Annotated in this window: 25 protein-coding genes, 3 tRNA genes and 1 pseudogene; 13 read left to right on the top strand and 16 right to left on the bottom strand. The window is 30.2% G+C overall.

Features of this window, described 5'->3' with window-relative positions; translation table 11 throughout:
* Positions 1-242 precede the first annotated feature (242 nt).
* Positions 243-2,120 (top strand): acyltransferase family protein, encoded by a 1,878-nt coding sequence (locus ACJDUG_RS15600; protein ID WP_406770795.1) that lies wholly within the window; start codon positions 243-245, stop codon positions 2,118-2,120.
* Positions 2,121-2,287: 167 nt separating this feature from the next.
* On the opposite strand, the gene ACJDUG_RS15605 is transcribed toward ACJDUG_RS15600, so the two are convergent.
* Entirely contained in the window at positions 2,288-2,989 is a 702-nt protein-coding gene (locus ACJDUG_RS15605; RefSeq protein ID WP_406770796.1) for a M48 family metallopeptidase, read from the bottom strand.
* Between the two features lie 168 nt (positions 2,990-3,157).
* On the opposite strand from ACJDUG_RS15605, the gene ACJDUG_RS15610 reads away from it, so the two are divergent.
* The gene (locus ACJDUG_RS15610) at positions 3,158-3,325 is read left to right on the top strand and encodes a hypothetical protein (protein WP_406770797.1); all 168 of its coding nucleotides are present in this window, start codon (positions 3,158-3,160) and stop codon (positions 3,323-3,325) included.
* Positions 3,326-3,534: 209 nt separating this feature from the next.
* On the opposite strand, the gene ACJDUG_RS15615 is transcribed toward ACJDUG_RS15610, so the two are convergent.
* From ACJDUG_RS15615 to ACJDUG_RS15630, 4 genes are read right to left on the bottom strand one after another with little or no spacing between them, the layout of a single operon-like run.
* Positions 3,535-3,846 carry a zf-HC2 domain-containing protein gene (locus ACJDUG_RS15615; protein WP_406770798.1) on the bottom strand — a complete coding sequence of 104 codons (312 nt, stop codon included), beginning with the start codon at positions 3,844-3,846 and terminating at the stop codon, positions 3,535-3,537.
* Positions 3,843-4,361, bottom strand: a complete 519-nt coding sequence (locus ACJDUG_RS15620; RefSeq protein ID WP_406770799.1) for an RNA polymerase sigma factor — start codon at positions 4,359-4,361, stop codon at positions 3,843-3,845. Before ACJDUG_RS15620 ends, ACJDUG_RS15615 begins: the two co-directional genes overlap by 4 nt.
* A 9-nt stretch (positions 4,362-4,370) precedes the next feature.
* A complete protein-coding gene (locus tag ACJDUG_RS15625) occupies positions 4,371-4,673 on the bottom strand; it encodes a zf-HC2 domain-containing protein (protein ID WP_406770800.1) in 303 nt (100 codons plus the stop codon).
* A gap of 16 nt (positions 4,674-4,689) precedes the next feature.
* A complete protein-coding gene (locus tag ACJDUG_RS15630) occupies positions 4,690-6,552 on the bottom strand; it encodes a hypothetical protein (RefSeq protein WP_406770801.1) in 1,863 nt (620 codons plus the stop codon).
* Between the two features lie 553 nt (positions 6,553-7,105).
* On the opposite strand from ACJDUG_RS15630, the gene ACJDUG_RS15635 reads away from it, so the two are divergent.
* The gene (locus ACJDUG_RS15635; protein WP_406770802.1) at positions 7,106-8,230 is read left to right on the top strand and encodes a radical SAM protein; all 1,125 of its coding nucleotides are present in this window, start codon (positions 7,106-7,108) and stop codon (positions 8,228-8,230) included.
* Positions 8,231-8,348: 118 nt separating this feature from the next.
* Here the strand turns inward: ACJDUG_RS15635 and ACJDUG_RS15640 are convergent, their stop codons facing one another.
* On the bottom strand, positions 8,349-8,822 hold the full coding sequence (locus tag ACJDUG_RS15640; RefSeq protein WP_406770803.1) for a hypothetical protein: 474 nt from the start codon (positions 8,820-8,822) through the stop codon (positions 8,349-8,351).
* 244 nt (positions 8,823-9,066) lie between these two features.
* Here ACJDUG_RS15640 and ACJDUG_RS15645 point away from each other — a divergent pair, with 244 nt between their 5' ends.
* The 9 genes from ACJDUG_RS15645 to ACJDUG_RS15685 all read left to right on the top strand — a co-directional run bounded on the left by ACJDUG_RS15645 (position 9,067) and on the right by ACJDUG_RS15685 (position 15,963).
* The gene (locus tag ACJDUG_RS15645) at positions 9,067-9,267 is read left to right on the top strand and encodes a DUF4318 domain-containing protein (protein ID WP_406770820.1); all 201 of its coding nucleotides are present in this window, start codon (positions 9,067-9,069) and stop codon (positions 9,265-9,267) included.
* Positions 9,268-9,663: 396 nt separating this feature from the next.
* Positions 9,664-10,608: a tyrosine-type recombinase/integrase gene (locus ACJDUG_RS15650; protein ID WP_406770804.1), complete on the top strand. Its 945-nt coding sequence runs from the start codon at positions 9,664-9,666 to the stop codon at positions 10,606-10,608.
* 703 nt (positions 10,609-11,311) lie between these two features.
* Positions 11,312-11,509 (top strand): helix-turn-helix domain-containing protein, encoded by a 198-nt coding sequence (locus ACJDUG_RS15655; protein ID WP_406770805.1) that lies wholly within the window; start codon positions 11,312-11,314, stop codon positions 11,507-11,509.
* 65 nt (positions 11,510-11,574) lie between these two features.
* The gene (locus tag ACJDUG_RS15660; protein WP_406770806.1) at positions 11,575-12,273 is read left to right on the top strand and encodes a hypothetical protein; all 699 of its coding nucleotides are present in this window, start codon (positions 11,575-11,577) and stop codon (positions 12,271-12,273) included.
* Between the two features lie 175 nt (positions 12,274-12,448).
* Entirely contained in the window at positions 12,449-12,652 is a 204-nt protein-coding gene (locus ACJDUG_RS15665) for a DUF5659 domain-containing protein (protein WP_406770807.1), read from the top strand.
* Between the two features lie 260 nt (positions 12,653-12,912).
* Positions 12,913-14,031, top strand: coding sequence for a hypothetical protein (locus tag ACJDUG_RS15670; protein ID WP_406770808.1), 1,119 nt, complete (start codon positions 12,913-12,915; stop codon positions 14,029-14,031).
* A 56-nt stretch (positions 14,032-14,087) separates the two neighbouring features.
* The gene (locus tag ACJDUG_RS15675) at positions 14,088-14,261 is read left to right on the top strand and encodes a hypothetical protein (protein WP_406770809.1); all 174 of its coding nucleotides are present in this window, start codon (positions 14,088-14,090) and stop codon (positions 14,259-14,261) included.
* 341 nt (positions 14,262-14,602) lie between these two features.
* Entirely contained in the window at positions 14,603-15,187 is a 585-nt protein-coding gene (locus tag ACJDUG_RS15680; protein WP_406770810.1) for a recombinase family protein, read from the top strand.
* A 191-nt stretch (positions 15,188-15,378) separates the two neighbouring features.
* On the top strand, positions 15,379-15,963 hold the full coding sequence (locus ACJDUG_RS15685; protein WP_406770811.1) for a hypothetical protein: 585 nt from the start codon (positions 15,379-15,381) through the stop codon (positions 15,961-15,963).
* 180 nt (positions 15,964-16,143) lie between these two features.
* Here the strand turns inward: ACJDUG_RS15685 and ACJDUG_RS15690 are convergent.
* The 10 genes and pseudogenes from ACJDUG_RS15690 to ACJDUG_RS15735 form a co-directional block, all read right to left on the bottom strand.
* Positions 16,144-16,220 (bottom strand) — tRNA-Arg (locus ACJDUG_RS15690).
* A gap of 95 nt (positions 16,221-16,315) precedes the next feature.
* Positions 16,316-16,407: transfer RNA gene (locus ACJDUG_RS15695), tRNA-Ser, on the bottom strand.
* A gap of 13 nt (positions 16,408-16,420) precedes the next feature.
* A tRNA-Ser gene (locus ACJDUG_RS15700) sits at positions 16,421-16,511 on the bottom strand.
* A gap of 244 nt (positions 16,512-16,755) precedes the next feature.
* Positions 16,756-18,033 (bottom strand): serine--tRNA ligase, encoded by a 1,278-nt coding sequence (serS, locus tag ACJDUG_RS15705; protein WP_406770812.1) that lies wholly within the window; start codon positions 18,031-18,033, stop codon positions 16,756-16,758.
* 21 nt (positions 18,034-18,054) lie between these two features.
* Positions 18,055-18,270 (bottom strand): annotated as a pseudogene (locus tag ACJDUG_RS15710) (DUF1667 domain-containing protein); the annotation flags it as partial.
* Between the two features lie 20 nt (positions 18,271-18,290).
* Positions 18,291-19,685: an NAD(P)/FAD-dependent oxidoreductase gene (locus tag ACJDUG_RS15715; protein ID WP_406770813.1), complete on the bottom strand. Its 1,395-nt coding sequence runs from the start codon at positions 19,683-19,685 to the stop codon at positions 18,291-18,293.
* A 221-nt stretch (positions 19,686-19,906) separates the two neighbouring features.
* Entirely contained in the window at positions 19,907-22,636 is a 2,730-nt protein-coding gene (locus tag ACJDUG_RS15720) for a UPF0182 family protein (RefSeq protein WP_406770814.1), read from the bottom strand.
* 98 nt (positions 22,637-22,734) lie between these two features.
* The gene (locus ACJDUG_RS15725) at positions 22,735-23,892 is read right to left on the bottom strand and encodes a DUF362 domain-containing protein (protein ID WP_406770815.1); all 1,158 of its coding nucleotides are present in this window, start codon (positions 23,890-23,892) and stop codon (positions 22,735-22,737) included.
* Between the two features lie 85 nt (positions 23,893-23,977).
* Positions 23,978-24,493 (bottom strand): transcription repressor NadR, encoded by a 516-nt coding sequence (locus ACJDUG_RS15730; protein WP_406770816.1) that lies wholly within the window; start codon positions 24,491-24,493, stop codon positions 23,978-23,980.
* A 122-nt stretch (positions 24,494-24,615) separates the two neighbouring features.
* The gene (locus tag ACJDUG_RS15735; protein WP_406770817.1) at positions 24,616-25,113 is read right to left on the bottom strand and encodes an HD domain-containing protein; all 498 of its coding nucleotides are present in this window, start codon (positions 25,111-25,113) and stop codon (positions 24,616-24,618) included.
* 203 nt (positions 25,114-25,316) lie between these two features.
* On the opposite strand from ACJDUG_RS15735, the gene ACJDUG_RS15740 reads away from it, so the two are divergent.
* Positions 25,317-26,588 (top strand): MFS transporter, encoded by a 1,272-nt coding sequence (locus ACJDUG_RS15740; protein ID WP_406770818.1) that lies wholly within the window; start codon positions 25,317-25,319, stop codon positions 26,586-26,588.
* Positions 26,589-26,818 lie beyond the last annotated feature (230 nt).

Consider the following 26,818-nt stretch of genomic DNA (forward strand, 5'->3'; position numbering starts at 1 on the left):
CTCAAATACATATTAAATTGGGATGTAATTATAAAGACAGCAGAAAATTAAAATATTTTTTGCTGTCTTTGTTATATTTTATATCTTATAACTTGTGTAGAAATATAAATATTTTTAAAACTTTTAGTATCTTTTTAGCGTCTATTATTAAGAATGGCTGTAAAAATCCTATATATTTTATTATAGATTTGCTTGAAACTTCTTTTTAAAATTAAAGATTTTATTGATGAAAGGAGATTTTTATGTTAGATAATACGCAAAGTCATAGTTATATAGCTAGCTTAGATGGGCTTCGAGCCTTTGCAGTATTAGCTGTAGTAGCTTACCATTTTAGTTTCAGTTGGGCTGCAGGAGGATTTTTAGGTGTTGATATATTTTTTGTTATATCTGGTTATCTTATAACCTCAAATATTTTGACATCACAAGAACGGAATCATAATTTTAATTTACGTGAATTTTGGATTAAACGTATTCGAAGATTGCTGCCGGCTGTTTACGTAATGATAATAATCATTTTTGTATGGACATCACTATTACATCCCGAAATAGTGAACACACTAAAGGGAGATGCAGCTTCCTCTCTTGTTTATATAAGCAATTGGTGGTTTATTTTTCATAAACTCTCGTATTTCGACAGCTTTGGTTCACCTTCACCTTTAAAGAATCTATGGTCCTTAGCAATAGAGGAGCAATTTTATATTGTCTGGCCCATTGTACTGCTAGCAGGTAAAAAGATTTTTAAAAAGCGGTCAAAACTTACAGGTTTTGTTTTTATAATAACTATATGTTCCGCAATGTTAATGGCCCTAATGTATAAGCCTGGAGAGGATCCCAGCCGTGTCTATTATGGGACAGATACTCGTGCCTTTGAACTCCTAATAGGAGGCTTATTGGCAATTATTTGGCCAATTAACAAAGTATCCTCTAAAAAAACAACTATTAAACTAAGAAATACAATAAATATTGCAAGTATTATTACTCTTACTGTTTTTATTCTCAGTGTTATTTTCACTAATGAATATAAAACGTTTCTATATAGAGGAGGTATGCTGCTTATTAGTATAGATGCAGCTATACTAATAGCTTGTATTTCTCATCCTAGCTGCTATTTAGGCCGCTTACTTTCAAGAAAACCCTTAAGTTGGCTTGGTAAAAGATCCTATGGAATTTACCTTTGGCATTATCCTATTATTATTTTAAGTACTCCGGTATATGAATTAGGAAATCCAGTGTACTGGCGTGTAATTATACAGCTAGCTATTATATTTATTATTGCTGAGCTTTCATATAGCTTCATCGAAATGCCTATTAGAAAATATGGGTTTAAAAATATATTAATGAAGTACTTATCTATTAATATTTTTAAATTTGAAAAACCAGTTTTAGCTAGAAGAATTTCCGTTATTATCATACTACCTTTAGTACTAGCTTTATTTACCTCTTGTATCAAAAGTATTCAGAAGGATAAAGTACAGGCGGGAAAGAGTGAATCGTCTACAATGAAAATGGCTATAAATAATTCAAAGCAGACTTCTGAAATTGAAGATTCCAAGACAAGCTCTGCTGATAATCCTACAACAAGTTCTACAGATAACTCTAAGACAAGCTCTATTGACGAAAGTAAAGCAAGTTCTATGTCAAAGGATAAGACCTATAATAAAATGCTAGCTATTGGAGATTCTATTATGCTTGATATTGCTGCAGACTTAAACAAAAATCATACTAATCTCACAATTGATGCTAAGGTTGGCAGGCAATTAAATCAAGCAGTTGAATTAGCTCCTGCCTATGCTGCTTTTAATAATGCAGATAATGCAGTTATTATTGAACTTGGAACAAATGGTTATTTCACTGACAAACAGATAGATACTTTGCTTAATTCTTTCTCAAAAGCACATATTTATTTAATAAACACCCGAGTACCGCGCCCATGGGAAAAGGTAGTAAATGACGCTTTAAATAAAAAGTCTAAGGAAAATAATAATATTACATTGATTGATTGGTACTCCTTAGCAATAAATCATCCTGATTACTTTTCATCTGATTGTGTACATTTAAAGGCTAACGGTGTACAAGCCTTAGTATCCCTTATAGATCAAGTTATTATAAGTGGAAAATAATGTTGAAACATAAATTATAACATACTTTTAAATTAGTTACTTACTCAAAAATAATAAATATCCTCAGGTCAAGCCTGAGGTTTTTCTTTACTTGTTGTAGTAACCATCTGTTACTATGCCCAAAGGATGCACCTACAATCTACAAAAATATAAGACTTAGATCAATCTTATATTTTCAAGCTATTTCCCTTTAATTTAAGCCATTCCTTACATTTTAAATAATTTGGAAATACTTCTTTTACTAATGACCAAAATTCCTTAGAATGGTTTAAATGAATGAGATGACACAACTCATGCACTATCACATAATCCATTACTTCCATAGGAGCCATAATAAGCCTATAATTTAAGTTTATGTTACCTTTTGAAGAACAGCTGCCCCATCTGGACTTTTGATCTTTTATTGCAATTCTATTAGGGCTTACCTTAAGTATATTAGAATAAAAGTTTATCCTTTCTTTAAAAATTTCCCTTGCCTTCTCTACATACCATTTGATAAATAGCTCTCTAATATTTAAAAACTTATCTTCTTCAGTTAACTTTTCGGGAACATAGACATTAAAATTACTTTTATCAAATATTAATCTTAAAGAATTGTGTTTTACATTATGTATTATAACTCTATAGCTTCTTCCCAAAAACAATATACCTTCTCTAAAATCTGTCTTCATTTCAGCTTCTATTAATTTTATTTTTTCAGCAATCCAAGCTTCCTTATTATTTATTACCTCTCTTATTTTTTCATCATTTATAAAAAGCGGAGCATTTATAATAATTTCTGTTGGGCTTGAAATTTTGATACTGATAGTTTTACGATTTTTTCTTATTACTATAATATTTACTTCTTTATTTTCAATTGTTATTTTCATGGATTTATCGCTTTCTTTTTTTAAAGTGCTGCTCCAAATAGAAATTTTTACGAGCAAAACATATTTTACATAAATATTCTTTAAAGTTACCTCTCTATTATAATATAAATACCATAAAAGTTCATATATTTAGCATTAATGCACATCCTATTATTGAGGTGATAATTTATGGGTAAAAATAAACATCAACATAACAATAAAAAAATACACAAGTCTCTAGATGAGCATAAGGCAGCTAATGGTTACATTGACATTAACAATATGATATATGAAATGCATGGAGTACTTGAAACTGACCCTTATGCTGAAATTAGCAAAGCTCATAAATATTTATAGGAATCTTATAAATTAATTTGTAATTAAATCAAATTAAGTCATACATCAAAGTACAGGATTTAACCTATAATGATGTATGACTTTTTTCTAAGGTTAATTAATTAAGATATGTTATAAAACCTACTTTTAATTAAGGATATTCTTCAGGTTTCTAGACTTCTTTAAAGATATTCTCACTAAAATGATAATACTGAATACCTAAATTAGTTCTATCTAAAATATCTAATTAGTCTTATTACTTCTATTACAAGTATAAGTATAGCAAAAAACAAACAAATACCTCTTACATATAAGCCGCCATAATATTTTCTCCAAAACTCTCTATCTTTAGATTGAGGTTTAATATCTACTAGTAATTCTTCACTAGCCTTTATTTCCTCACTGCAGTTTAAAATAGAGTTATAAAGCTCTAGGCACTCATCACATTCTTGAAAGTGCTTCTCTATTATTTCTTTTGTATCGTTTGATACTTTGCCTTCTGCATAAAAAGGAAGCAAGTCTCTTATAAGAAAACACTTCATATGTTCTCACCTTCACTTTCAAAGAGGAGCTTAAACTGAATTCTTGCTCTATAGATAACTATCTTTACCTTAGATAAATTCCACCCAGAAAGCTCTGCAATCTCCGCGTAAGAAAATTCCATTACATCGCATAGAATTAAAGCATTTCGATACTCTTCCTTAAGCAAATTCAGTACTTTTCTTACCCTCTCTCTTCTTTCTCTCTTCTCCATAAAATCCTCTGGTATACCCTCTTTGGATAAAAAGTCCGATTCATTTATATTTTCCAGAGTGGTCATACCATATTTTGTCTCCCTCTTGTACCAGGTAACATATAAATTATGGGCTATAGTATAAAGCCAAGTTTTAACAGAGCAGTCTCCCCTGTAAGTAGATAAATTCTTGAAGGCTCTAAGAAAAACCTCCTGACAAAGCTCCTCTGAAATTTCTTTAATTCCAGTTTGATAGAATAAGTAAGTATAGATATAGGGTCTATACTTTTCATAAAGCTCTTCTATGTTTTGTAAAGCTTCCATCTAGTTCACCTAAGTACCAATCCAAACAGACATCCAAATGGCTATGAATACTATCAATCCCATTCCAATAGATACAATTAGCTTTGTCTTTTTAATTACATCTTTTGCCTCATCAAACATATCCTTTTGTACACTTGTATCAATAACTTTATCCTTTTCATCTTTCTCGTGATTTTTAGACCATTCACTACAGTGACTGCATTCTTTTACGTGCTCCTCCATCCAAGTCCTAGTCTCATCTTCAATTTCGCCCTGAAGAAAAGCTTCATATAAATCTTTAAAAATTGAACATTGGCTCTTACCCACTCTCATCTTTTTCACCTACCCATTAATAACTTACAGGCTCTACCATACCTGTATTTACATCTACTAAATAATATAGCTTTTCTGAACTCATAAATTGCACTACTCCAACTCTCCATTTAAGCTCTGTATTATTATAATCATCTGTTGTTAATATCAATGCAGCTTTCGCTGTATAAGTTTTTAAAGAATTGAACCTTTCCTCTACTAATTTAATAGCTTCTCTGCTATTTATTTTGAAGGCATTATTTGAATATTTACTATTATCAGGAACAATATCCTGCCTAAAATTAACTATTTCACCCTTGATGTTGACAAGTGTTTCAATTGTTATTTTTAACCCTGGAACTTTACCAATAAAGTTGTATTGACCATAGGCGTAGGATTTTCCAAGCTGTGTTTCTTTAAAATCTGCTTTATCCCAAAATGAGGTTATTTCTTTTGCATAGTTAATAGCCTTTTCTCTATTTTTTATGGTGCCTTCCATTGTCTTATCATATTTGTTATCAGCCTTTGAGTTATTATAATTAATTATTTCACCACTTGCTGCATCAATTTCGAAGCTGTCGCCATTTTCGCAAGTTATATCCACACCACTTCTCCAAATTTCTCTTATACTAGTTATGACGTAATTAGGAGTACTTTTGTTAAGCTTTTTATAAAAATTATTTAAGATTACCTTTATCTGTGATTCATTGATCTTAACCTCTGAATAATCTTTAATATTGAAGACTCCAGTTACACTTAAATACTTTAACTTTGAATCATTATCCCAAATAAATTCACACATTGGAAAGGTATCAACCAGTTTTCCATCAGGATATTTATGATAAAAGCTTATAAAATAGTCACCATTCTCCATTCCATCCTTTACATCAACTATATCAGGATTATAACTATATCCCATTTGTTTTAGAAATTTTAAACTCTTTCCCATAAGCTCTGTTTTATTAAAACTACTTATGCTCCCGCTTCCAGCCTTTTTATAATCCTTTCGCATAATTCCTAGGTTTCTTCCATCCACACCTAAAACCCTAATGTCATATTCTCCAAGTTGAAGTTCATAATCTTTGCTAATATAGGCATTGGATACTTTCTTAATAAGCAGTTTATCATTTTTATTATCAAGAGCTTCTCTAATTCTTTTTTCCATGTCAACCATTGAAAGATTCTTTACATCTTTGTAAAAAATATTACTTACTGTATAGGCTTGTTCATTTTCTATTAAGGTCCATAAATTATAGAAAGGATTAGTAGCAAAGATTAAGGTGATAGGAAGTATTAATAATAATGGTCTGTATAGCTTTATTTTAAGGTCCGCCATAATTAAATCATAAATTCCAAGCATAAGCATGAAAGCTGCAAAAGGCAGCATTAGCTTTAGTGACTTAAACTTATAGGCACAAGCAAGTGTAATTAAAGTAGTTATGAAGAAAGCAGCAAAATAGGTAAGTTTTCTTCTCCAATAGCATTGAAAAAACAAAAAAATACAAGCTGCAGGTAATGGTATCAATAGTAGTGCCTCTACACCACCACTATAAAGGCCTTCAAATATCCCTAAAATTAGCCCCAAAACTAAGGGAATGCTCATCATTGATATATCGAAGGTATAAATAAAGCCTCTATATTTCTTTAAACCTATAGTAAGTAAAGAATATATTCCTACTACTGCAATGTATCCCCAAAACAGAAAATGAACTAATTGTATTGCAGCATCCCACTTAGCATTATAAATTGGTCTATATTTATCATAGGTTGTCATCTGATGAGCAAATTCTATTGTAAACCCAAGGAACATTAAAATTCTTGCAGCAATACCTGCATATATCATATTACATTCAAAGAGTTGTTTCTTAAAAAATAGATGAGCCATATATACAAGACTCATAATAATTATGGAAATACTCATTAAGTACAGCGTTATGTTGCTGATAATCATATAATTATTAATGTGATTTATTAACTTATCTAAAAACATTTATATCCCTTTCTTCCCTTATATTGGTTCATCTATATATATAGACTACCAACATTAGGAAAAGTTACAGAGAAAATTAAAAAATTTAAAATAGAACTGCAAAAATGTTTCTTGAGCAATATCTTCAACATACTATCAATCTTATAATATAAAATATGATATATATTCTATATTTCTTCTCCAATCCTTCCAAGTATATAGCTTAAGGAGATATTCTAAATGTAATAATATAATTCTTGTATCTGGAGTTAATTATGAATTGTTTTTAGTTCAATATTTATATAGAATAGAATGTGGAGTTAATATCTCTATTGAAGAAGAATAAGTGAAAAGCATAGTATAAAGATTTGAATTGAATCTTTATGGTAAAGTACCAAATAGACTTTTAAGAACAGAATAGAAGTGGAAATGAGCAAGTTTAGTTTGCTTTAATCCAGAATTAGGAATACTAGGAGGATACATTATGAAAATTTCAAAGAAAGATGCCTTGGCATGGTTTGAGTTTTTTTCAATATTACCAGAGGAAGAGGAGTTAATGACCAAACAAAAGGAGATTATGTACTCTACCTTTGCACAAATTGAGGAAGCCATTGATCATAGAAATGATGTGCTAATGTTAGAAATTAAAGGTTTGAAAACCTTGGAGAACAGAACTTTATTTGTGGGAAATGAAAGCAAGTTCGCCAAAGGATGCCGTTCTTGTTTGCTTGGCACAGGACTCGGTGCAATTAGGAAAACAAACAAATGTAACATAGAGTGTAAGTTCTGTTACAATTATGGAGAACTAGATGATATTCCTCCAGTTGGCGAAGGTATGTGGGAAATTGGAGGCACAAAATTTTATGAGAAGGATATTGACTTACTTCTTTCCGTCCACCAGAAACCCACTGGCGTTGCCTACGTTTATTTAGAGCCCTTTATGGAAATTGAAAAATACTATTCCATAATAAAGAAATTCAGAGATGCAGGAATTTATCAACATCTATATACAAATGGCACCTTAGCTACAGAAGAGACATTGAAAGCATTAGGTGAAGCTGGCCTTGATGAGATACGTTTCAACCTAGGTGCCTCTAATTGTTCAGACAAGGTTATAGAAAATATTAAAATAGCGAAAGAATATATTAAAAATGTAGGTATTGAAACTCCAATGACTCCTGAATTTTTCGAAGCTTTTTTTAAGAAAAAGGATGCGATCTTAGAGACAAACCTTGATTTTATCAATTGTGCAGAATTACATCTAAATGAAAATAATATAGACAATTACTATGGGGAAAACATGTATATTACAAGACAAGGCTATATATCTCCTATTTGGAGCAGAGAATTAACTCTGAAATTCATGAAAATAGCTGATGAAGAAAAGTGGAATTTAGCAGTTCATGATTGTTCAAACCATACAAAATTTGCTAGAGATTTAAATTTGAGCAGCAAAGAAGGCAAATGGTTCGGAGCAAGTAATTATGCTTGTGAATTCTCAAGGATACCATATGAAGTATTTTTACCAATACTACGTGATGACAGTTTCAAATTTTTAAGTGAAGAGGAATTGCCTAATGGCTATAAACCAGGAGAGCTAATTTTTTAGATAATCTTGACATGTTCTACCTTAAAAAGCTATAAACCTAGCGCCCTTGCAGTTGCTAGGTTTCTTTTGTTGCGGCAGAGAGGATTAGAACCAAGGTGAATTTACTCATAGCTAAAAGTTATTTTCTATTTATTTTTCTGTGTAAAATTTCAAAGTCATCTATTGTGTTTGCAGGTGCAGCTATATGTTGTTTATTATCAAAGCCAGATAAATATATTGAATTTAAGTTATCAAACATATAAAGAATATATATTGGTGTAATATCTGTTGATTTTTCTTTTACATCTCCAAATAGAAGATTATTTGTAGAAGTACCAAGGTCATACCCAAATAAAGCGTATTTTTTATTATCTATGGTTATATATCCATCTAATATTTTATCACTATTAAAATGTTTAAGTGAGAAACGCTTATATAGTTTAGCATTTATTTCAATAGTTGAATTTTTCGACATAGTTTTAAAATCAGTTGTTACAAATGAATTGTTAAATGTTTTATTAAATTCTTTTTGATTAGGGTTTAAAATGGCTACAGAGATAATTACAGTATAGATTACTAATACTATACTTAATCTTTTTATGAATAATTTCATAATAAATCTCTCCTTATAATTCTCTCCCTTACTTGTTAAATCATATACACTTATAATTTTACACTTGTTTTGTCAATAAAAGAGAGTGATTATTATGCTATTTGCGGTGTAAAACATTGCATTTCACCACATATGATACCCTTACTCAATGTTTTTTTAATAAAAATTATATAATCATAATAAAATAAAGGAGAGTGCTGGGAATTGAAAGAATTTTTAAAAAACTATTTAAAAAACTATTTATATCGATCTTGAGGATGCTCTAACACATCCATCTTCTCAAGTAGTCTGTAAAACTATTAAAAAATATTTTATTCATAACAAACAAGAATTTGACTTTGTAAACACTAGTACTCCGGTTACTATAAAGTTAGATGGTATTTTATATTGTGTTACGGTAGAATTGGCTCGTGGAGGATATTCTATATACTGTAAAGAAATATAATTGAATGCAGTACCCCCACCTTTTACTTAAGCATTAGCGAAAGGTAATCTTCCAGAGCTGTGTTAAGGCAACGAACAATTTAGTAGAAAGCTTATAAATAAAAAAACGTGGAGCCTTATGGATTTTATAACATATATAATAAAGTCGACCAAGAATAGCAAACAAAACGTAAATCCATCTAATAATGTAGAAAAACCTAAAGCCGCAAAAATATAAAAGCCTTACAAATACTAGATTTGTAAGGCTTTTACTTGGTGCGACAGAGAGGATTCGAACCCCCGACCAACTGGTTCGTAGCCACAAAAACACCTAAAAGTCATTTAAACTGGCTTGTAGAGCCAACTCTAGCCACTTGACAACATCAATTAGTCAAACTGGTTAGGAGGAAGAAAGAAAATGAACAGAATTAAAATTATCAACGTGAAAAACAAATGTAAAACAATGAAGGAAGTTTTTAGGGAGTTTTTAAACTCTTGCAGAGTTAAAAATTTATCTGAAAAAACATTAACTTACTATGAGGACAATTATTATGAGTTTGCAAAATTCTATGATGATGAAAACTTAATTAACTCTATCACAAAAGAGACAGTAGAAAGTTATATACTACATCTTAAAAATAACACTGGAAACAATGACAGAAGCATAAATACAAGGTTATCAGCTTTAAGAACTTTCTTATATTTTGCAATGAAAGAAAATTATATTGAAGAATTTAAAATCAGCTTAATTAAGGCAGTAGAAACAATAAAAGAAACATATACAGAGGAAGAATTAAAACTTCTCTTGCAAAAGCCTAATTTGAAAAAGTGCAGTTTTCCAGAGTATAGAGACTGGACTATAATAGCCTATATTATAGCCACTGGAAATAGATTAAGTAGCGTTATTAATATTCAGATTAAAGATGTTGACCTAGATAGCCAGATTATCTATCTAAGACACACAAAAAATAAAAAACAACAAATAGTAGTCTTGAGCAATAGTATTATTAAGATATTAAGAGAGTATTTGCCTATTAGGAGCGGAAGCAGTGAAGATTATTTATTCTGCAATCAGTACGGGTCAAAGCTGACTACTAACGCTCTTGAAACTTCTATAGCAAGATATAACAAAAGAAAGGGAGTTAATAAAAAATCAATTCATTTGCTAAGGCACACCTTTACGAAAATGGCAATTAATAATGATATGCCCCTATTTAACGTTATGAGTGCTTTAGGTCATAGTGATGTATCTATGACAAAGAAATACTATAACATCTATAACAATGAATTAAAACAGAACTGGGATAAATATAATCCTCTTGAAAACTTAGTAATAGTTAAGAAAAGCATTAAAATGAGATAACTTTTAAAACTTAATAAAATTAGAATTTTATCATTATAAAGCAAGCAAAAACAGCTTGCTTTTTTCTTTTGCAAAAGGAAATTAAATCAGTGCGGAAAATAGGTTAATTTTAACCCTAGTTTTCTATTTATATAGTGAGGGGAGAAAACAAGTTAATTTTTCCTCTGCAAAGCTATTTATATATATGAGAAAGTAATTTCGAAAAAAAAGGTTAATTTCACTCCCAAAACTCTATTTATATATATGAGTAGTGTGTCAAAATAGGTGGATTAACTGCTTACTTTTCTATTTATATATATGAGAGCATATATTGAAGATTGGTTTTATTTAAATAAAGCAAAAGGTGATTATAAAAAATGTCCAAAATGTGGACAAGTAAAGTTAGCAAATGAACATTACTTTAGCAAAAATAAGACATCAAAAGATGGATTAAACTCTATATGCAAAGAATGTCGAAGAGTGAAGTAACTTTGTGCAGAATAGGTTAATTTTACCCCTAAAACTCTATTTATATATATGAGGGCAGTGTAATAAAATTTCGATTTTATATACAATACATATTTGCAACTAATGCTCCTCGTTTTTAAAATAAATGCTTCTTTCATAAACCATTTTATGAAAGGCTCAAGAGTAGATATTAGCCGTCTACTCTCTTTTTTTTATACTGCCTATGCAAATAATTGCAAGAAAGGAGAATGATATTATGAATTTAATTCTAAATGATAAAGACTATTGCACACTAATGAGAAGAAAGTACAACATTAAGTTAAAAACAATAGCTGATTATATTGGTTGCTCTATAAGCACTCTATCAAGATGGGAAAGAGGACTAATAGAAACATCAGACTTTATTATTAAACGTTATCTACAATTCATTAAGGAACATTTAAAGAACATTTAAGGCTATAACAAAGAGCAAGCAAGGAGCAACAGCAAATATGAAATTATTAAAGGAGTGAATTTAATATGTATTATCAATTATTCTATTTAAAAGATGAAAATAAAGTTACTATTATTGATGAATATGGCACAAAGCAATATGATTTTGGAACAGAGTTTGCAATAGTGCTATTTGACAATGAAAAAAAGCCTTTTTCATTTATTGGATTAGCCTATACTGAATATAATATAGGACTAGGGTGTGATACAACATTAACAGAAGTAATTAAAATATTACAAAGATACGGCTTTAACAAATATGCTTCTAATAAATCAGCAAAGAAGTTGAGGGAAGAAGTAACAAGAAGAGAGGATATAAGTTATAAGAACTTAGACACTGGAGAGCAACGTGATTTTTATAACCGAGCAAAAGATACAGTTTATAATAGAAGGGTGTACGATTTAGCAATCATAGACAACAAAACAAGAGAGGAATTAGTCGTATTTAAAAATTATGACTTTAATAATGATAACCCTTCAATTAGAGTTATTGCAGAAGGAATAATGGATTATACAACAAAATATATTGATACAAAAGAATATGAAGAAGATTGCAGAGAAAGAGAAGAGGAATTAAGAAGAGAATTAGAAGAGGAAGAGAGAGTAAGAGAGCAAGAAAGAATAGGAGAAGAAGCAGAAGCACTTGTAAGAGAAGAAGAAGCAAAAAGAATAGAAGAACTAATTAGAGCAAAAGTTAAAGAGTTAGAAAATCAAGAGAGGATTTAATTTCTCTCTTTTTCTTTATCCTATGAGGATAGATTATAAGTTATCTTAATCCCTCTCCCATATACTCGTCAAATAGTATAGGCTTAAAGCATTGAAAAGCCTAGAAAGTTCTTAATCAATAATAGTAATGAATAGGAGCGAAGCAAATTTAGAAATAGAAAGGAGTAATTACAAAATGGGAAAAAAATATTACTTGTGCCTTAGTCAAAGGCAAGCTGGATTTTTAATGTTAAAAGGCTTTAAACTGCTAAAGATACAAGCTAGTGAAAAGGATACAAATAAGAATGTATTTTATTTTCCTTTTACAGAGGAAGTTATGAAGGAAGTAACTTTATATAATGAATTGAGAAAGAATAAGGGCGTAACTTTAGGCGTTTAGTAGTAAAAAAATGATACAAAAAATGACCATTATTTTTACTAGGGTAGTAAAAAAATAGGTCAAAAAGTGTACTAATTTTTTACTAGTGTAGTAAAAAAAAGGTGCAAAAAATGTACTGAAATTTGACACAAACTAATAACTATAATAATAAAACTAATAACTATAATAATAAAACTACGGAAACGCCCAAGGGCGTTTTATTATTTTTTTGCTTTTCTTTTTCAATGAATACTAAATTTTAATTTTAAAGGAGAATTTTAATGAACAATTATATTTTTATCAATAAGGACGTTTTTAAACAATTGACAGATGATGAACTATTAATCTATTGCTATGGAGCATTTCAAACAAAAAGGAATGAAGAATTTATTTTCTCTAGCAGTATATTAAATTATTATCTTAATGCAAATACAAGAAAACAACAGAATGAAATTAAAACTGCTCTTAATGGATTAATAGCAAAAGATTTAATTTTAAATGTTGCTAATGATGTTTATATCATCGATGAAACAAAAATATCAAAAGCATACTTTGTTTTATATCATAATGAATTTGAAGCCTTAAAAGACAAGAAAAGTAAGCTATTAAAATACTTTTGTTTCTTGCTATCTTGCCTTAACAATGAAACTCAAGAACACAAAATGTCAAATTCTTTTATTCAAAATGGATATAAAGAGTTATTAGGAAATGAATTTATATCAAAGCCAACAATTATAAAATACAATGATGAATTGCAAAAGCTAAATCTTATTGAAGTAATTAAAGGAAAGAAAATCAATAATAACTGCAATGATATAAACACTATTAAAAGAGTTACTATTGCAGAAGATTATAAACAATCCTTAAAGGATAAGGCTAAAACAGCAGAAGCAAAATCAAAAGACAATTCAAGCATTGTCAAAGAAATTGACACACTGAAAGTAAGCAATAATAGCTTTAACAAAAATGATTTAAAATCAAGAATTGCAGAAGCTATTGAAGCAAACGCAAATGATATTAATATATTTCCTAAACAATTAACAAAAATTAAAGATGTTGGCGAGGATAACTTTATAAGTATCTTAAAGAATTGCATAAGCAAATATCCTAATGTATTGAATGACCAGAGTAAAAATCCTAAAGAAAGAGCAAATATCTTTGTAAGTTGTGTAATTAAAAATGAGTTAGAAAAAGGAATAGCAGAAATAAAAAGTAGGGAAAAAGAAATTATATCTGCTAAACATTCAGATACAGAACTGCAACAATTTACTGATTATATGGATAACATTGAAAATGAAACTCAACAGCCAAATAATAAAAAGATAATAGATATGAGTTCAGTGTTTGAAGAAAAAAGCAAAGAACAAGAAGTAAAACTTTTATGGGAAATGGAGGGATAAAGCTATTTAAAGTATATCACCAGTATAATTCAAATTATTAAGGAGTGTAATGGATTATGAAAAAAGCATTTATAAAGGTTAATAAAGCATTGGCAAGGAATAAAGAGTTTAACATCAATTTAGAAGGCTTTAAAAAAGAACTAGAGCAAATTGCAGAGGAAACAATTATTAGTATTGATGTATGTTCAAGATATACAAGAGAAGCATTAAGAGATATTAGAACTATATAAGAGAATAGCTAGAGCAGTGCTAGAGATATAGTAGAAGTATAGTTGAGAGTGTGTAGAGCATATTTGAAGAGAAAAAGAGCGTTTTTGAGATGTTTTACATTCTCTCTTTAAACACTGTTATATTTTATGACATTGCACTGTTATGATTTATGATGAAGTGTTATAGTGTTATGAAATACGATGAATACAAGTGTTTTCAATGCTAGAGCAATAATTGTCGAAAGAAATGTTAGTATCATAACTTTTGAGTATTGACACCGAAAAATCAATGTAGTAAAATCAAGCTATATAACGGTATCAAAACTTAGTATCAAAACAAAATATAAAAATGAGGTGTTAATATGGTGTATGGATATGCAAGAGTGTCGACAAGATGTCAAGCAAAAGATGGAAACAGTTTAGAAGCACAAGAACAACAATTAAAAGAAAATGGAGCAATGGAAATTTACAGTGATAGCTTCACTGGCACTAAAATTGAAAGACCTAACTTTGATAGGCTTCTAAATAAATTACAGAGTAATGATACTCTTATAGTAACAAAGCTAGATAGAATTGCTAGGAGTATGACACAAGGAAGCGAGTTAGTAAATGAATTAATTAATAAAGGTGTAAAAGTTCATATACTCAATATAGGGATTATGGATATTACACCATCAAGTAAGCTAATAAGAAATATATTCTTCTCTTTTGCAGAGTTTGAAAGAGATATGATAGTTGAGAGAACTCAAGAAGGAAAAGCAATAGCAAAGAGTAAAGAAGGCTTCACAGAGGGCAGACCAAAGAAGTTTACGCAAACACAACTTGATTATGCTATGAGTTTATTAGATGAATACAGCTTTAGTAAGGTTGCTGAAAAGACTAATATATCAATAGCAACATTGAAAAGAGAGAGCAAGAAAAAAAGAGAAAATGAACTAGGCAAATAAAGCCTAGTTTTTTCTTTGTCAAAGATTAAGAAAGGGGGAGTATGTAAAAATCTGGAGCAAGGTTTTATTTTGAGAGAGTGTTAGAGTACATCTACTCCCTCTCCTAAATATTTAAAGGCAGTTAATCTAATGATTGACAAAGCAAGGTTGAAAGGAAGAAAGGCAAGAAAGGTCGGAAGGAAATTAATAAAATGAAAGAAGGATTTATAATGGTAAACAGATTTTCCGATTTTAACTCTTGCAAGAGGATTGAAGAAAATTCAAAAACAAGGAGGATTTTAGACAATTTCTATAAGGAGCAAGGCTTTACTTTTGAAAGAGTTGACTTTGACAAAGACTATAATAGTAGACACCTACAATTTAAAGGTGTTGATGTAATACTTTATCAAAATGGTGCAAGCCTATATATTGACGAGAAAGTAACGACAAAAGATTTTAAGGGAAATATATTTCTTGAACTAACAAACGGAGTAAAGCAAGGGTGGGCATTGAATGAGAAGTATTTAACAGATGTATTATTACTCTATTACTCCAATAAGATAATATTAATACAGTATAAGGCTTTAAGAGAGTATCTAACAGCAAATTTAGAAATTTTAAAGTTTATGTATAAAGTAATAAAATCAGATAATGGCAAAGAGAATTTAATAATTCCTCTTGGAGCATTGGAGCAAGAAGTATATTCTTCTTGTGCAAGTGCAGTAAAAGTTTTTAATACTAAAGATTTTAAATATTATAATGTTGAAAATGAAATATTAAGAAGTTTAGGCTTATAAAACAAAGAGGAATATTATTTCCTCTTATTACATAACTATTGCAAATGTTTTTTGAGTTTGCTATTATTGTCCTAAGATGTTGTCAAACTGGTTTTTATATTTTGAGTTACTTTTAAGCTGTTTTTTATTGAAAATAAAAATGCCCTTAAAGCATTGATTTTACTAGCTTTAAAGGCACTTTGGTGCGACAGAGAGGATTCGAACCCCCGACCAACTGGTTCGTAGCCAGCTACTCTATCCAACTGAGCTACTATCGCATAGATATAAAATTATATTAGCATATAGCTTAGTAAAAATCAAATGTTACTAAGTCTATGAATTAAAAAGCATCTACCTAATTGGTAGATGCTTTTGGCGGAGACGCCGGGATTCGAACCCGGGCTAGAGTAAACCCCTACTAACGGTTTAGCAAACCGTCCTCTTCAGCCACTTGAGTACATCTCCAAAAATATTAAAATGGCGGAAAGATAGGGATTCGAACCCTAGGTACGGTCACCCGTACGCCGGTTTTCAAGACCGGTGCCTTAAACCAACTCGACCATCTTTCCATGAACTAACGACAATGACTATTATAGCAAACCTTTTTTAATGTGTCAACAGCTTTAATTTTAAATATTACAATTTTTATTTTTAATAAATTTATTATTGTTTTAATTAAGAAATAAACTACAAAGTATAATCTAGTATTTTATATAAACTTTAAACTAAATAAACTGTACTTATTTAAATTAAGTGGCAAAAGAAACCTACTTTTGCCACCTAAATTGCCATGAGAAACGTCCCCATGCCTCACTATTTTATAATTTCTTTGCCGCCCATATAAGGTCTAAGGGCCTCTGGAATTGTTACAGTTCCATCCTCATTTTGATAATTTTCTAAAATGGCTGCTACTGTTCTTCCTATAGCCACTCCAGAACCATTTAAGGTATGAACATATTGAGGCTTATCCTTAATGGTTTCTCTATATCTTATATTTGCACGCCTTGCTTGGAAATCCTCAAAGTTGCTGCAGCTGGATATTTCTACATATCTATTGTAGCTTGGCATCCAAACTTCTATATCATAGGTACATGCTGAGGAGAAGCCTAAGTCTCCGCTGCAAAGCCTAACTACTCTGTATGGAAGTCCTAACCCCTGTAAAACTCTTTCAGCATCCTTAGTAAGCTTTTCAAGTTCTTCATAGGAGTCTTCTGGTTTTGTGAATTTAACTAATTCTACTTTATTAAATTGATGCTGCCTTATAAGGCCTCTTGTATCTCTACCTGCAGATCCAGCCTCTGATCTAAAGCAGGCACTATAAGCTGCATGTTTCAATGGAAGTTCTTCACCATTTAATATTTCATCACTGTATAGATTAGTTACTGGCACTTCAGCTGTAGGTATTAAGAAGTAATCAGTATTAGTTACCTTAAAGGCATCCTCTTCAAATTTTGGCAATTGACCTGTTCCAGTCATGCTTTTTCTGTTTACCATAAAAGGAGGTAAGACTTCTGTGTAGCCAGCTATGTCAACATGAGTATTTAAGAAGTAATTTATTATTGCCCTTTCAAGCCTTGCTCCTTGAGCTTTATAAACAGTAAATCTAGAGCCTGTTATCTTTCCTGCTCTGTCAAAATCCAAGATATTAAGTTTTGTTCCTATATCCCAATGTGCCTTAGTATCAAAGTTAAAGCTTGTAAGATCTCCCCATTTTCTAATTTCTAAATTATCTGCATCAGATTTTCCTATTGGGACAGATGGATTAGGTGTGTTTGGAATCTTTAGTAATATATTTTGTATACTATCATCAATTTCAGTAAGTTCAGCATCTAAATTCTTAATATCTTCTCCTAAAGTTTTCATCTCTGCCATTATTGGAGCCACATCTTCTCCAGCTTTTTTAAGCTTTGGAATTTCTGATGAAACCTGATTTTTCCTGCCTTTTAAAGTTTCTACCTTAACTAAAACTCCTCTTCTTTTTTCATCCAAGAGAATTATTTCATCTATGAAGGCAGCATATGCCTCTCCTCTTTTTAGTAAAGCCTTCTTAACTTCTTCTGGATTGTTTCTTATCCTTCTTATATCTAGCATGATTATCATCTCCTAGTAATTTTACTCTTTTTCTACATTTTTAGTGCAGATAATATCTACACCTGTATTTAATATGTTTTTGCAAACCATGTCACCAATTTTTATAGGTGCTCCAACATAAATTCTACTCAACGCCTTTGAACATTCCAGCCAAAGCTTTTTATCAATTGGTTTTGTACTTTTTACTGGAACTACATTATGCTTTCCGCCCTTTATCCTTACTAACGTAGTTAAAATTCCTTCACCAGTTTCCATAGCTACACTCCATCAAACTCTTTTATTCTATTTAATAATATATTTGAATTTTTAGAGTCCTTTACTATTTCTGTTAATTTTTTATTTGTTTCTCTTGCTAAAATTGGAACTATTTTATTTATACAATAAGCACCCTGGCAGCTGCCCAAAGTAGCTCCTGTTCTTCTCTTCACACCTTCTAAAGTACGAGCTCCAAGAGGCCTTCGAATTGCATCAACAATTTCACCTTCTGTAATCTGCTGACATAGGCAAACCATCTTACCGTACCTTCTATCAAGTTTTATTATCTGATTTCTTTCTTCATTACCTAGGTCCCTAAATCTATAAAAATCTCTACGTTTATCATTAAAGTCCCTTTTGGGTTTACAGTTCACATTACTAACAACAGTCTCACATATTATATTTGCTATAGCTGGAGTCATAGTAACTTCTCCATAATGCTTAGCTGAAACCTTAATATAACCCTTATCTACAGAACTATCATCAATAATTATAGAATTTCTATATATCAGTGATTCATAAGAGCTAATAATATTCTTATCCTTTATTGTAGTTAATAGTGTGGAAATTTTATTAATGCCCTCATTGTGGTCTAAGTAGTCAACTGAGTTTAGTGCTGCTATAGTATTGCCTTGTACAGAAGGAATGGTATATATACGCTCACTTTGTTCATTTATAGTAAAAATAATATTAGAAAAGCTTTCTTTAAAGTCTTTCTCAATTAAATAGTACTTTAAATATGCTGCATTATTTACTACATCCTTTTCACCATTATCTATGCTGTAGGACTTTCCCGGAGTAGTGTTTATAACCATCTTACATGTGAATTTATTTTTATTAGTTTCAACTCTAAAGCCTCTGGATATTTTCTGAATATCTATAACCTCTTCTTCAAGCTTAAAATTTACTCCATTATCAAAGGCAACCTCACCATAGCCAATTGCCAGGTCATATGGACATACTACCCCTAAATTTTTGGAATATAATCCTCTATATACCTTAGAATTAAGATTTGGTTCCATTTTATATACTTCATTACTATCTAAAAGACTTATGTTCTCTATGCCTCTTTTAAGAGCTAAAGCATACATTTTCTCTAACTTTTGTTTTTCATTTTCATTGGTAGCAATAATTAACCCACCTGTTCTTTTAAAGGGAACATTAAATTTCTCGCTAACCTCATTATAAAGTTTATTTCCCATAAGCTCAAGTTTAGACTCTAAGGAATCTTCACATTCTACTCCATCATAAACAATTACCGAGTTTATTAACGCTACATCATCAGCTATATCATAGTCCTTTTCAATAAGTGCTATGTTTAAATTGTATTTTGAAAGTTCATAGGCAGAAGCACAACCAATAATACCTCCTCCTATAATAAGTACATCATAATCCATAAACTTATCTCCTTAATAAGCAACTTATATGCACTGAAAAATCAATTATTATTATACCATAATTTCTCTTTTTTATCTTAAGTTTATTTACTTCTACAACTTTATTAGAAAATTTTTTATAAGTACTAGATTTATTTAAATAAGGATAAAATTTAGGCTACAATATATAAAATATAATTTTACCACTTTATATATTGTAGCCATCATTGTTTAATTTTAATTTACTTATTTATTTCATTTAAAATATCCTGCAAGTTCTTTATATATTCTCCATACTTAGCCCAATCTCCATTTTTTTGAGCTTCTATGGCCTTATCAAAGTTATCCTTTGCAGCTTTTATTTTTTCTTGCATGTTTGTGTCAACAGCAGGTACCGTTTCTGTAGTTCCTGGTGTCACCTGGGTCTTTGGGGTATTAAAGTTAAATATCTGCTGCAAAGCCTTATCAATACCTTCGGCCATTATAATTTTATCACCATAACCAACTACTAACCTTTTCATCTCAGGAATACTATTCTTACCTGTAGCTCTTATATAAATCGGTTCTACGTATAGAAGTGAATTATTAATAGGGATAATCATAGTATCTCCATAAATAACCTCAGAGCCTTCCTTGTTCCATAATGATATTTCCTGGGAAATGGTTGGATCTTGATTCAGCTTTTGTTTAAAAAAGTATGGACTATATATAGTTTTTTGTGGAGGGAATTTATAAAGTACCATTTTCCCATAATTGTCCTTATCCATTCTTACTCCATATAACCCTACCATATTATCTTTGGTCCTCATATTGAAGTAATTTAATAGTACCATTTCCTCTCCCTTATTTTCTCCAGGAAGCCTCATAATTATATAAGAACCCTCATTTGCTTTTTTATCTTCTTCAACCTTTTTTTGGTTACCTGCAATTTCCCATATATCTTCCCCATTATAAAATACTACAGGATCTGTTACATGATATTTGCCTAATACACTGCTTTGAATATTAAATAGATCTTCTGGGTATCTAAAATGATCTCTTAAATCTTGAGTTAAGGTATTTACATCCTTGAAAAGGCTTGGAAATATTTTTGAATAACTATTAGCTATTGGATCATTCTTATCCACAATGTAGAAATTGGTAGTTCCATTTACTGCATCCACAACAACCTTTATAGAATTTCTTATATAATTAATGTTGTTAGTTGGCTGAGAATATGGAAATTTATCAGAGGTTGTATATGCATCAATTATCCAATACAACTTACCATTGCTGATAACTACATAAGGATCGCTGTCATAAGTTAAAAATGGTGCTATTTTTTGAACCCTATCCATTATATTTCTATTTATAAGAATTTTACTATTGCTGTTAATGTCTCTAGATAAAAGGAAATTAAAATTCTTTTCATTAATAGCAAAAAGGATTCGGTTTCCGAGACTCATCTTAATACCTGCTGTGCCATCATAATTATTCCATTGGTTATCTCCACCTTTAGGATAATCAAATTCACTCCTAGCTGTATCAACTATTGCATAATCATCAGTCTTCTCGCCAAAATAAATTCTAGGATTATCTAATTTAATATTGGTGTTATTATCAGGAGGAATGTCCTTTATAACAAAATCAGGCTGCCCCTCTGAGGTTACAGAGTTTACCTTACTCATTACAGCCCCATAACCATGAGTATATATTAGATGTCTATTCTGCCAAGTATTTGCGTTTCCTTCTAAGGATTGCATGTTTATTTCTCTTGCTGCAACAAATACCTGATTATATTTTCCATTAATATTATATCTATCTATATCTATATCATTAAAGGCATAATAATATCTAATAACCTGAACCTGGTTATAAAACTCTAATGCAGGCTGAAAAGAATTTATATTTATATTATTGATGGTATCCATATTGCTATTTATATCATTTATATTTAAATTATCTTTAACTTCGAAATCCTTTTGCTCAACCTTATCTATATTAAATGCCTTTCTTGTGAAGTCAATATTATTAGCAATATAAGGCTGTTCTAGACCCATTTGGTTTGATTTTACTATAAAGTTTTCAACTAAGGCTGAGGCTGCGCCTTCTGAAACAATAAGTATGAGTATAATTATAACTGATGCTATAATTGGTTTAACCTTAGATTTTAGTACACTTATAAAAATTACAATAGCTGCTATTACTGAAACTATAGCAATAATTTTATAAAAAGTGAGTGTAACATGTGTATCTGTATAACCTGCTCCATAGACTACACCTCTTGAACTATAAACTAAATTTAAACTCTTTAAAACATATCCAAAAGATAAGGCTAGTAAAATTAAAGCTGAAACTATAGCAAGCTGTTTTCCAGCAAAGTTAGTAAGTCCATTTTTCATGCTGCCTTTCTTAAAGAAGTTAACATTTCTGAAATCTCCTGAAACAATTTTATCCTTTGCACTTAATATAAAATAAGTGACTAGGGTAAATAATACTAAAAACACTAAAAGTACCATAATAGAAGAATAAAAGGATTCTATTAATGGTAATTTAAAGACATAAAAGGATACATCAATATTAAAAATTGGATCCTTTATGTTAAAGCTTGTTGAGTTCTCAAATTGAAGAATTCTATACCAATAGTTTGATGCAATTGAAAAAGATATTAAAAAAGATATTACTCCATTAATTACTATAAAAATTTTTCTTTCAAGGGATTTTTTTGCCTTAGTTATTTCATTATAATTAATGAGTCTTATAATACTTCCTCTTATACTTCTATAATATAGCCAAATTCCTATGTAAACTAAAATAAAAATAGGTACCATTAGTCTAATAACTGCTAGCAATTTTGTAAAATAAACACTTATATATCCTACTTCTTTAAACCACTTGACATTTACTATGAAATTAACAATGGAATCAAAAAATACAATTATAATAATGGCACTTATTAAAAGGGTTGATATTCCAAAGAATCTTTTTTTCATATTTTCTCCTTTCACTCAAAACACTGGGTAACTTAAAATGTTCGCTTCTACTCACAAGTTACCCGCTAAAGTCCATTTAGGACTTTAGCCTCCTTTCACTATATATTTTTCAGTAATCTCCCTATTACTGTGTTTTTAGTTTCTATTGCACCGGCTGGACATAACTCTTGGCAACAAAAGCACCTTATACAATTTTTCATATTCCAAGTAGGTCTTAAGTTATCTCCTACTTTAACCATTTTTATAACTTTTCCCTGCTCTGGACAGACTTCCTCACATCTTTTGCAGCCTATGCATTTATCGCTTACTAGTGATGGACTAGGTGCTACCATACCAGTTAAAAATTTAGAAACTGCTGGGCTTGAAAAATGAAAGCCTTCTCCTTTTCTTGATAGCTTAAAATTCTTAGCCTTCATATTTTCTATTTTCTCACCCACAACCTCTATGGCATCTGGAAGTACTGCCCCCCAATTATTATCATATACTTCCTTTAAAGTTGGTGTCTCTAAAGGGTTGTTATACCCTATAAGCCTTACGGCTACAGAATCAACTGCACTAAGGGAATGACCCATAATAATGGTATTCATTTTATGAGGGCTTCCATTTTTAGGTCCATTTCCTTCCATTGCAATTATTCCATCCAATATAGCAAAGCTTGTTCCTACAAGTGTATTTAAGTCTAAAAGCATTTTGCAAAAGTTATTGGCATCTGGCATTCTTGTATGCCATAAAGCCTTTTGGGCCCCTGATATGCAGCCAAATTGATTCTTAATGGCCCCTGTAAAATATGCCATAGCATGAGTTTTAAGCTTAGGAAGTGATATAATTACATCTGCTTCATATGGTGCTCTGGCGATGTCCCACGATTTACAGAGAATTGAATTATCAAGCTTAACATGAAGAGTTTCTTTAAAATCTTCAAATTTTACATCATATTTCTCAGCAACCTCCATAAGCCCACTTCTTTCTGCTGCTCTTTTGGAATCTCCAAACCCTGGAGAATCACCAAAACTTATATTATTAGTATGTTCTTTAACTATTCTTATAACAGCCTCAAATACTGCAAAATGAGTTATTACAGGTGAACCTGCCTGTTCAACGCTTAACATATTTGGCTTTATTAGTACCTTACTATCCCTTGGAATCAGCTTGTTAATATAAGCCTCTCCCCCTAATAAATTAAAGCCTTCTCTAATAGATTTTTCAACTAAATCCACATTATAATCTGTGCATTTTAATAAGGCTACCTTCTCCATATATCCTCCATTACTAATTTACTTAGTAAAATTAATCAAAAACAAATAATTATTCCAGTTATTTTGCTGATTTTTTTATTGTTAATTAATCTGATATCAATAACTTTTTAACTTTTAATTCCTTTATGATTCTATCCAAGGTTTCTTCATCATCGGCCTCTATCGTATGTAGGTGTATACCTCTTGTTAAGGTTAATAACGGCTCTGCATTGTATTTCTTGCATTTTTCTATAAAACTTTGTACATCATAAAGTGTTTTAATCATAAGCATACTCCTCATTTCACCATAAAGTGGATGTTCTATTATAACGTCTTCTATTTTACCTCCAAACTTTACAATTAAACTAAGCTCCTCTTCTATTTCCTCTATCTTATGGCATACTGCTATGACTCTCCTTACTTTATGTATCTCTTTTCTAGGAATAATATAACCTTCAGGCGTTGCTATAATAGCCATTCCTTCAGCTCTTAAAATTGCAATATCCTTAACTATTACCTGCCTTGTTACACCTAATTCCTGAGCTAGTTTACTTCCCTTTTGTGGCTCCTCTCTATTTAATAATATCTCTTCAATAAGTTTTCTTCTCTCATTTGAACTCATATATATATTCCTCCAATTTTATCTCTTAACTGAAGTTATTTATACATTATAACACTATATGCATTAAACAAAAATATATTTGAAAGGCGTGCCAAAATTAATTTTGCCACGCCTTTTTATGCTTAATTTTCACTATCACAAATCTTTAAAATATTTAATTCCTTATCACCAATAACATTGTCATTATGATGATTTTTAATTAGATATAAAAAACGTTCATCATACCTTCCTCGATTTTTTAAAATGTTATAACCTTTATCAGCATGGTTATAATAAACATCAATTTTCTTTAGTTTCTTAAATCTTTTAAGTTTTCCATTTGAAATATTATCAAGCATTACTACTAAGGATTTTTCAACAGGATTTAATTTTTTATAGATTTTTCCTATATCATGTAATAGAGCTGCCTTAATTAAACATTCATTATTTATATCGTTAGCTTCACATAATTTAGCAACATCTTCAGCTACCCTTGCAGAATGTTTTTGTTCATAAATTGATAAGTTATTAAATAGCTTTTTTTCCTCTTCAGTTAAATGTTTATCAATTAATGCTGCATCCTCTAAATCTAACTTTGATGTTATAGACCAATAAAATTGCTTTACTCTATAAATAGACATAGGCTTCCCTCCTGCATTCCTCTAAAGCACGTAATAATTATTAATTATTATGCCCCTACAATATTTACATTTTAATACATTTATAAGTTTTTGTGTATTAACAATTTGTTAATGAAGGTGCATTTAATGAAATACTTTGATTTTTAATAATATTTATATTAACATTAATATTGGTGCATAACTTTATAAATGGGGGCGATTATTTGAAAATTTTTAAAAATCATCATAGAACTAACATAGAATACAATTTATATATTACCAATATAAACGGATTGCTCCAGGCACTTTCATTAAATTTAGTAATACCATTTGCAAGCCTATATACTAAGCGATTAAATGGAACAGATAATGATATAGCACTTTTAAATTCATATCCTTCAATATTCTCAATAATCGCTGTCTTTTTAGGTACTTACCTTTTTAGAAAGTATAAGAATAAGAAGAAGCTAACCTCCATTTTCTTTAGCTTTGGAAGATCTTTTTTTCTACTATTTGTGTTAATTCCATTCTTGCCCAGCTCACTAAGACCTGGCCTTTTTGTACTATTATATGGAGCCATGAGTTTTCCTAATTCCATAGCAAATATGGGCTGGCAATCCTATATAGCAGATTTGTTTCCTGAAGGCTGGAGGGGCAGGGCACTTTCTAAAAGAAACAGTCTTTCTAATATAGGTGCTTTGCTTATTACCTTAATTACAGGAAACCTTCTTTATTACATTCCAAAAAATAATTCTCAAAGAATTAACTTATATCAATTATTTTTTATTACGGCATTCATTGTTTCAATTTTTGAAATATACACCTTTACTAAACATAAATTAGATAAAAATAATAAACAAATAGAAATCATAACTGAATTTAGCAATGAACCTCTATTAATAAAATTAAGAAAGACTTATAAAGTTGTATTCTCAAATAAAAAATTTTTAGATTTTTGTATTTGTGTAGTTGCTTTTCACTTTGCCTGGCAAATGGGCTGGCCACTTTTCTTTAGTTATGAAGTAGATATTCTTCATTCAAATGAATCCTGGACAGCAATTATAGGCACAGTTAGTTTTATATCACAGGCGATTGGCTTTCCACTTTGGCAAAAACTATCTGAGAAAAAAGGAAATGCTATATCTATTACTTTTGCAATTTTTATAATGTCTATAACTCCTTTTTTATATTTAATTTCAAAGCATATTTATCAAATAGCTATATTTAACTTTTTTACTGGTGCTGCCATTGCAGGGACCACACTATTACTTCTTAATAGCTTATATGAAGCTGCACCAAATGAAAACAGAACACTTTATATAGCAGTTTATACAATACTCACTAATATAACCTTAATGTTTGCACCCATATTAGGCGTAAAATTAAAGGCTGTATCAAATATTTATATTGCATTACTTGTTGTAGGTATTTTACGATTGACATCCACACTATTATTTTATTTCAGATATTTAAAATATAGAAAAGCTAGCATATAACTGCTAGCTTTTATCTTATAAGTTAGAAAATACTCTCCTTCCTTCTGGAACAAGCATTATACCATCCTTAACCATATCCTTTGTTTTTTTATTTAGTATATACTTTTTTGCATAATAACAAAAATAAAAAAACAGTCCTTTTGGACTGTTTTAATTATGGTGGAGATAAAGAGGCTCGAACTCTTGACCCCCTGCGTGCAAGGCAGGTGCTCTCCCAGCTGAGCTATACC

It is taken from the genome of Candidatus Clostridium stratigraminis (assembly GCF_045310675.1).
GTDB lineage: Bacteria > Bacillota > Clostridia > Clostridiales > Clostridiaceae > Clostridium_AT > Clostridium_AT stratigraminis.

What these genes read in the sequence shown, in the direction of transcription:
- ACJDUG_RS15600 (WP_406770795.1), top strand. Translation starts at nt 243, where the DNA reads ATGTTAGATAATACGCAAAGTCATAGTTATATAGCTAGCTTAGATGGG.
- ACJDUG_RS15605 (WP_406770796.1), bottom strand. Translation starts at nt 2,989, where the DNA reads ATGAAAATAACAATTGAAAATAAAGAAGTAAATATTATAGTAATAAGA.
- ACJDUG_RS15610 (WP_406770797.1), top strand. Translation starts at nt 3,158, where the DNA reads ATGGGTAAAAATAAACATCAACATAACAATAAAAAAATACACAAGTCT.
- ACJDUG_RS15615 (WP_406770798.1), bottom strand. Translation starts at nt 3,846, where the DNA reads ATGAAGTGTTTTCTTATAAGAGACTTGCTTCCTTTTTATGCAGAAGGC.
- ACJDUG_RS15620 (WP_406770799.1), bottom strand. Translation starts at nt 4,361, where the DNA reads ATGGAAGCTTTACAAAACATAGAAGAGCTTTATGAAAAGTATAGACCC.
- ACJDUG_RS15625 (WP_406770800.1), bottom strand. Translation starts at nt 4,673, where the DNA reads ATGAGAGTGGGTAAGAGCCAATGTTCAATTTTTAAAGATTTATATGAA.
- ACJDUG_RS15630 (WP_406770801.1), bottom strand. Translation starts at nt 6,552, where the DNA reads ATGAGTCTTGTATATATGGCTCATCTATTTTTTAAGAAACAACTCTTT.
- ACJDUG_RS15635 (WP_406770802.1), top strand. Translation starts at nt 7,106, where the DNA reads ATGAAAATTTCAAAGAAAGATGCCTTGGCATGGTTTGAGTTTTTTTCA.
- ACJDUG_RS15640 (WP_406770803.1), bottom strand. Translation starts at nt 8,822, where the DNA reads ATGAAATTATTCATAAAAAGATTAAGTATAGTATTAGTAATCTATACT.
- ACJDUG_RS15650 (WP_406770804.1), top strand. Translation starts at nt 9,664, where the DNA reads ATGAACAGAATTAAAATTATCAACGTGAAAAACAAATGTAAAACAATG.
- ACJDUG_RS15655 (WP_406770805.1), top strand. Translation starts at nt 11,312, where the DNA reads ATGAATTTAATTCTAAATGATAAAGACTATTGCACACTAATGAGAAGA.
- ACJDUG_RS15660 (WP_406770806.1), top strand. Translation starts at nt 11,575, where the DNA reads ATGTATTATCAATTATTCTATTTAAAAGATGAAAATAAAGTTACTATT.
- ACJDUG_RS15665 (WP_406770807.1), top strand. Translation starts at nt 12,449, where the DNA reads ATGGGAAAAAAATATTACTTGTGCCTTAGTCAAAGGCAAGCTGGATTT.
- ACJDUG_RS15670 (WP_406770808.1), top strand. Translation starts at nt 12,913, where the DNA reads ATGAACAATTATATTTTTATCAATAAGGACGTTTTTAAACAATTGACA.
- ACJDUG_RS15675 (WP_406770809.1), top strand. Translation starts at nt 14,088, where the DNA reads ATGAAAAAAGCATTTATAAAGGTTAATAAAGCATTGGCAAGGAATAAA.
- ACJDUG_RS15680 (WP_406770810.1), top strand. Translation starts at nt 14,603, where the DNA reads ATGGTGTATGGATATGCAAGAGTGTCGACAAGATGTCAAGCAAAAGAT.
- ACJDUG_RS15685 (WP_406770811.1), top strand. Translation starts at nt 15,379, where the DNA reads ATGAAAGAAGGATTTATAATGGTAAACAGATTTTCCGATTTTAACTCT.
- serS (WP_406770812.1), bottom strand. Translation starts at nt 18,033, where the DNA reads ATGCTAGATATAAGAAGGATAAGAAACAATCCAGAAGAAGTTAAGAAG.
- ACJDUG_RS15715 (WP_406770813.1), bottom strand. Translation starts at nt 19,685, where the DNA reads ATGGATTATGATGTACTTATTATAGGAGGAGGTATTATTGGTTGTGCT.
- ACJDUG_RS15720 (WP_406770814.1), bottom strand. Translation starts at nt 22,636, where the DNA reads ATGAAAAAAAGATTCTTTGGAATATCAACCCTTTTAATAAGTGCCATT.
- ACJDUG_RS15725 (WP_406770815.1), bottom strand. Translation starts at nt 23,892, where the DNA reads ATGGAGAAGGTAGCCTTATTAAAATGCACAGATTATAATGTGGATTTA.
- ACJDUG_RS15730 (WP_406770816.1), bottom strand. Translation starts at nt 24,493, where the DNA reads ATGAGTTCAAATGAGAGAAGAAAACTTATTGAAGAGATATTATTAAAT.
- ACJDUG_RS15735 (WP_406770817.1), bottom strand. Translation starts at nt 25,113, where the DNA reads ATGTCTATTTATAGAGTAAAGCAATTTTATTGGTCTATAACATCAAAG.